6 protein-coding genes are annotated in these 6,000 nt (G+C 42.4%); 2 read left to right on the forward strand and 4 right to left on the reverse strand.

Features of this window, described 5'->3' with window-relative positions; genetic code table 11:
- Nucleotides 1-237: 237 nt before the first annotated feature.
- Together AC2SLM_RS10195 and ccmA are read right to left on the reverse strand one after the other, a co-directional pair.
- Nucleotides 238-948: a heme exporter protein CcmB gene (locus AC2SLM_RS10195; RefSeq protein WP_486553652.1), complete on the reverse strand. Its 711-nt coding sequence runs from the start codon at nt 946-948 to the stop codon at nt 238-240.
- Nucleotides 948-1,715 carry a heme ABC exporter ATP-binding protein CcmA gene (gene ccmA, locus AC2SLM_RS10200; RefSeq protein WP_486553654.1) on the reverse strand — a complete coding sequence of 256 codons (768 nt, stop codon included), beginning with the start codon at nt 1,713-1,715 and terminating at the stop codon, nt 948-950. Before ccmA ends, AC2SLM_RS10195 begins: the two co-directional genes overlap by 1 nt.
- A 329-nt stretch (nt 1,716-2,044) precedes the next feature.
- On the opposite strand from ccmA, the gene AC2SLM_RS10205 reads away from it, so the two are divergent.
- Together AC2SLM_RS10205 and AC2SLM_RS10210 are read left to right on the forward strand one after the other, a co-directional pair.
- Nucleotides 2,045-3,268 (forward strand): type III secretion system chaperone family protein, encoded by a 1,224-nt coding sequence (locus tag AC2SLM_RS10205; RefSeq protein WP_486553656.1) that lies wholly within the window; start codon nt 2,045-2,047, stop codon nt 3,266-3,268.
- 66 nt (nt 3,269-3,334) lie between these two features.
- Nucleotides 3,335-4,243: a histone deacetylase family protein gene (locus AC2SLM_RS10210; protein WP_486553657.1), complete on the forward strand. Its 909-nt coding sequence runs from the start codon at nt 3,335-3,337 to the stop codon at nt 4,241-4,243.
- 125 nt (nt 4,244-4,368) lie between these two features.
- On the opposite strand, the gene AC2SLM_RS10215 is transcribed toward AC2SLM_RS10210, so the two are convergent.
- Nucleotides 4,369-5,403: a UPF0104 family protein gene (locus tag AC2SLM_RS10215; RefSeq protein ID WP_486553659.1), complete on the reverse strand. Its 1,035-nt coding sequence runs from the start codon at nt 5,401-5,403 to the stop codon at nt 4,369-4,371.
- Between the two features lie 231 nt (nt 5,404-5,634).
- Nucleotides 5,635-5,844, reverse strand: a complete 210-nt coding sequence (locus tag AC2SLM_RS10220) for a cold-shock protein (protein ID WP_486551878.1) — start codon at nt 5,842-5,844, stop codon at nt 5,635-5,637.
- Nucleotides 5,845-6,000 lie beyond the last annotated feature (156 nt).

Genomic DNA, 6,000 nt, shown 5'->3' on the forward strand with positions numbered 1-6,000 from the left:
CGGTGAGTTCGACTAAAGACAGATACTATAAAGGAAATCATCCCCTTTATAATTCTATATCACGATGCGTTTATTTATTTCAACAGCCAACTAATCATTCATCATCCCATTGGTATGAGACCGTACTTTCTATGACGCTGGCTTTTAAAAAATATCTTGATGCTAGCAAATTTTAAGTGACGTATAGATAACCTAATAAGAATCTTCCCATTATAGCAAAGATTGGTCTGATTTAAGCTAATTAAGCCACGCCATCTTTAAGGTCATGGCGATAACCCAAGGCATGACAATCACTGAAATAATACTACCTGCGGCAAGTAGCGCAAGAATCGGTAGTCCATTAAGACCTGTAGCATATAGGTCGACAGCACCGGTGGCAAAAATAAGCACTGGTAACTGCATTGGTAATGCGATGAGTGGTACTAATACTGCACCATTTTTAAGCGATAGTGTCAAACTACTGGCAATCGCCGATAACATCAGCAACATCGGGCTACCGACCAGAATTGAGACCAATAACGCTGTTGCCTCACCCCATGACAGCCCAAACAAGGGCACAGCAAGCAAGCTTAGCAAAGCGACTAAGCCACTGCTGAATACCCAGTGAATCGTCAAGCGTATCAGTACCCAAATAGGTATTGGAGTTCTTGAGACGATTAATTGGGCTAGTGTCCCGTTATCCATAGCGGGTTTAAATAGTCCGTCAACGCCCATGACTAAAGATAATAAAGCAGCAATCCACACCGCAGGAACACCCAAACGCTGTAATAATTGTGGTTCACTGCCCACCGCTAATGGAAACAGGGTGATGATTACCAAAAACAACACTAGCGGATATAGCCATTGTACTGCGCCTTGTTGTTTAACCTGCCATTCGCGGCGCCACAGCTGACGAGTACCAATGCCTGTATGATCGGAATTTTGAACATGGGATACAGATTCAGACATCAGTGCGCCCCCTTACTATCCGCAGAATTATCATCATCATTCGCATTAATAGCAGACTCGTAATAGATGTTGTCGTCATCGTCATCTTCAAAATCATCAGGCTGATATTTAGGCAAATAATCTGATAGATTAAAGGTTTTATTGACCACATCAACACGTTGGTGACTGGTTATCAATACCGCTCCCCCAGAGGCCACAAACGACTGTAGCCGCTCTTGAAGACGCGCTACCATACTCACATCTAATGCAGTAAAGGGCTCATCAAGTAGCCATAAAGGCGTCTGCTCTGGTGTCATAAGATATAAACGAGCCAACGTAATGCGCCGTGTTTGCCCTGCGGACAGCTGATTGCTACCCATATTCTCAAAACCTGCTAAATCGACCCATTCGAGTGCAGCATCAATCTCTTGATCAGTTGGACGAATACCATACAGATTTAATAAAAAAGACAGGTTTTGTTTTACGGTTAAATTAGGATGGATACCTAATTGATGCGACACATATAGCGGTGCAATGGGAAGTTGCGGCTCACTCAAATACATCACTTTGCCATCAAGTAGCGGCAATAAGCCGGCCAATTGCATTAGCAAAGTAGTTTTACCGGTCCCATTTGCACCTATTAAATGGCATATCTCGCCGTGCTGCAAAGACAAGTTCACGCCGACGCACAGCGGGAAGTCGCCTCGCTGTACGGTCAAATTCTGTAACCCTAAAATGGATGACGGATTGCTCGGTGTCATGGTTCGCAGTGTCTCAAAAGAAGGCATTAACTGGATTACCCGTGGAAAATTACGTTACCACAGCCAAACTTACAGGCTCGATCTGTTGGCATAATGGATGGATTAGCAATATCGGAGTGACTGACATTGATTATAGATACATATTGGCTCATTATTTATAACAGCTAAGGCGTTAAGGCATTGCAATCAGCAAGATTAGCCGTCATATATGAAGTGATACACGAATAAAATACAAAAACAGCATCCTATAACAATAGGGGCTTATCGTATTAACACTTATTTTGAACACTATGTCTAATAATGACTATAGCATAGTATATCAAACCCCGACCCATAACTAACCTATTGTCCTTACTATGAGCTCACAAAATAAACTGTCTTTTTGGCAACGTATCAAAAACCTACTTTTAACAGAAAATAAGACAGGCAGCGCGAACGTCTCCCAAAACGAGGACTATTCACAGTCTTCAAAAGACATGTCTGGACAATCGACTACTGACTCTCATAACGCCTCTGAATCTCATTCAAAATCATTAAGGCAACCCGTAGATAAACACGGCTCACACCCTTACTCTAGCAAGGCCAATATTGACGTCACTACTCATCAGCAAGCGCCATCTGGCGCTAATGTAGAGTCTAGCGACAACCGTAATAATAGCGATGAGAATGGAGCGTTTGGGCGTAGAGCATCTACAGAAACTGCACCTCAGCACTCGCTTGAGAAAGAGTCTGATTATCACAGCGCAGAGCGTAAACAGTCAAAATTCATTACCCTATCAAACCTTGATGATGCGGACACCATGAAACAGCGCAGCAGCACCTATCGTAACTCGGACAAGCCAATTACTGATGCTATTCTAGACTTCTTAGAGGCCAGTGACTTAAGTTATTATTATCATGACCCTGAGCAAAGCACTGCCAATCGGGATAGCGCTAATAATGAATCTAAAACAGCCGATAGTGATGCTCAAAACACTCAGAATAATACAGATACTGATGCGCCAAATACTGATGACTCTCGTTCTAATCCAGAGCAGCCACCACATAAAAGCAAAGTGCATCATATCTCGATGGCGATGCGTTACTATAGCGAAAACAGTATTAACGAGCAGGCCTATATGGATGACAGCCTAGATGATATTGCTTCATCTCAGCCCGAAGACTTGGAATGGGGCTGCGTTATTCGGGTCCATGAGCACACTCAACTTGTCGCTATGTACGGTATATTACCGTTTCAACTGCCTGCGTCGCACCTACAAGCTGGGATAACCCTAGCAACTCAGCTCAATTATGACATGATGCTTGGCTGTGTCGAAATTGACATTCGGGATGGTGAGATTCGCTTCAAGAATTCCTTGGATATGGAGCCGATTATCAATGCCAGCGGCGGTATCGTTCCTCCGACGGTTATCAGTTATCTACTTAAGGGCATCATGGCGATGACCTCGTCCTTTGCACCCTTGTTTACTGATTTACTTAATAGTGACCCTGAAGCCTTTGAGCTACAAAGCATTCTCGATGAGCTGCATAAAGCCAAAGCAAATAACACCTTCTTTTTAGCAACTACTACGCCGCAGTAGCCTTAATCATAGCTATCGCTGTGCTTATCCATTTTGACTGACTGAAACCAGACTTTTAATGATGCTATGCTAAAAATCGCCTACTCCCCTATCTATATCTACGAGGTGCCTGAAAAGCACCGCTTTCCTATGCAAAAATATTGGCTGATTCCTCAGCGCTTGTTGGAGGAAGGTACAGTCACGGAAGCCAATTTTTTTGCGCCACAGCAGTTATCTGAGTCAGAGATTCTCTCCACTCACACACGAGAGTATTGGCATAAATTAAAAACCCAGTCACTGTCTCGCAAAGAAGCACGTCCTATTGGCTTTGAGATGACTCCTAAACTGGTAGAGCGTGGTCGTTATATTGCCCATGCCACTTACGAATGTGCCCAACATGCTCAGCAATATGGCGTATCGTTAAATGTGGCAGGCGGCACACATCACTCCTTCGCAGACCATGGTGAAGGTTTTTGTGTGTTCAATGATGTATGTATCGCCAGTAACTTACTGTTAGAACGTGGTGAAGCGCAACGTATCTTAATTGTCGACTTAGATGTACATCAAGGCAATGGCAATGCCAGTATTATGGTGGACGAGCCTAGAGTCTTTGTGTTTAGCATGCATGGTGCGAAAAATTACCCGTTTCGTAAACCACCCTCTGATCTAGATATTGAGTTGCCCAATAATACCGGTGATAAAGAGTATCTACAGATTCTAACCGATACTCTGCCCAAACTTATTGAGCAGCATCAACCTGATGTCATCTTTTATCAGTCAGCAGTTGACGTATTAGAAACCGATAAGCTGGGTAAATTGGCATTAAGCTTAGAGGGCTGCAAACAGCGTGATGAGTTTGTACTCAGACAAGCAAAAGCCCACAACATCCCCATTGCGATTGTTATGGGCGGCGGTTATTCAGAAGACATCGAACACGTAGTAGAAGCACACTGCAATACTTTTCGACTGGCCAAACAGATATTCTTTGATGAATAAAACAGAGTCAATCAAACTGGCTAGTGGCCGACATAACAGAAATGCTTGAGTTAAGGGTGGTATACCTTAAGTAACCTTGACTACCATAGTAAACTCAGGTGCACGCAAGATATCTACTGATAAATCTATTTGACTGGTTGATCTTGAACGCTGCGGAACCAACGTAACCATATTTCATGCAGAATAAAGAAGAGAACTGCCAATATAAATGGCAAAATATAATAAAGCAGCCTAAAGACAAGCAATACTGCCAACAAATAGGCTTTATCCACTTGCGGCAATGAGGCCATCATAGTCAGTTCAAATACGCCTAAACCACCTGGGACATGGCTCAATATCGCTAATATCATCGATTGCACAAAGGCTGAGAACACGGTGAAATAACCAATGCTAGCATCATGTGGTAATAGTAAATACAACACAAAGGCGACACTTGCTAGATCAATTATTGAGATGATAATTTGCTTAATTAAGACACTGGCCGCCGGCAAGTCAAAACGCCAACTTTTAATATGAATATGGCGCCCTTTGGATCCCGACCAAGCTACAATAGCTACAACTAAAGCTAGTAGAGCAAGTCCCAGCCCTCGTATTAGAGCCACATCGCGCATAAAGTTAGGGATATCTACCGAAACCTCTGCCAGCTGCATATCAAGCTGACTCATCATAATAACAGTGGCGTCAGGGTTGAATGCTATTGATAAGGCAACTAAGGTAGTAATACCAAAGGTAAAGGCCATAGATACCAGCCACACCACATTGGCGATGCTCTCAGGGCGTATATTGTTCACGCTATACATGCGGTAGCGCACACCGGAGGCAGATAAGATTGCTAACCCAATGGTGTGACCAATGGCATAAGCGGTAAAAGAAGTGAAAGCTATTTTTCTAAAAGGTAGCTTGATGTTCATCTGCCGAAAAGCCATGGCATCATACAACGTCAGAATCAAATAACCAAACGCCACAACCAAAACTGCCCAAAAAATATCAATATTAGGAATGTGTTCGATCGCACTTAATACTTCAGAGAGCTGAATACTTTGCGTTAATGAATACAGTGTCTTCAGCGCAAGTACAAATATCGCCAAGGTTAATAAAAATAGAAACCCTCTGAATAAGATAACTTTTGGTTTTAAGACTGTTTTTAGATTAATAGACATACTCACGCTTCGTTATGACGCCTTAATGCTAATAGAGATATTAGTGATGGTCTATATGATAACAGTGTCTGCTCTTCGATTGTGCATTTATCCTAGCTAGATAGGCAGTTGGGTGTGTGATTAAGGTAAGCAATAATAACTCAAATTTTAAACCAAAAAAAACGAGCCGCGAGGCTCGTTTTTTATTGTATATCTATTCTCAATCTGTGGTTACACAGTATGAGTAATAAATTATACTGCTGTGATACCGTGGGCTTGTGGGCCTTTAGCACCTTGAGTTACTGTGAACTCAACTTCTTGACCTTCAGCTAAGGTTTTGAAACCTGAGCTTGCGATTTCGCTGTAATGAGCAAAAACGTCTGCACCTGATTCTGGAGCAATGAAACCAAAACCTTTAGCTTCGTTAAACCACTTTACTGTACCTTTGATAGTATCTGACATATATATAATCCTAATTTTAAAACATAATGACCAATTTGGTCGGTAACGCTTGGAGCAACTACTGTAAATCTTAAAACGAAGGATTAATGCTAATACTACGAGGTAATGATTTGCTGCAGGACTTCTCTTAAGCAGGTGCCCAGTATATACCAATGG

The sequence above is a fragment of the Psychrobacter sp. CX16 genome (genome assembly GCF_057396245.1).